The sequence below is a fragment of the Sphingomonas sp. AC449 genome (assembly GCF_979253475.1).
This window is the reverse complement of record NZ_CEEDCZ010000081.1, coordinates 1-244: the sequence shown is the minus strand read 5'-3', so window position 1 is coordinate 244 and position 244 is coordinate 1. Positions and strand designations below refer to the sequence as shown.

1 pseudogene is annotated in these 244 nt (G+C 72.1%); it reads left to right on the top strand.

The annotated features are described in order from the left end of the window. Window positions 1-11: 11 nt before the first annotated feature. Window positions 12-244: pseudogene (locus tag AC0CH3_RS17905) on the top strand (glycerol-3-phosphate dehydrogenase); the annotation flags it as partial.

Genomic DNA, 244 nt, shown 5'->3' with positions numbered 1-244 from the left:
GGCTTCTCGCCATGGCGCCGCACCTCATCTGGCCGCTGGCCTTCGTGCTCCCGCAGACCCAGGCGCCGCGACCCGGCTGGATGGTCCGCCTCGGCCTTGTCCTTTACGACCATCTCGGGGGGCGCGACCGATTGCCGGGCACGCGCACCATCGCGCTCGACCGGTCCCCGTGCGGCGACGGGCTCGCGCAACGCGCTGGCAAGGCGTTCGTCTATGCCGACTGCTGGGTCGAGGACAGCCGGCT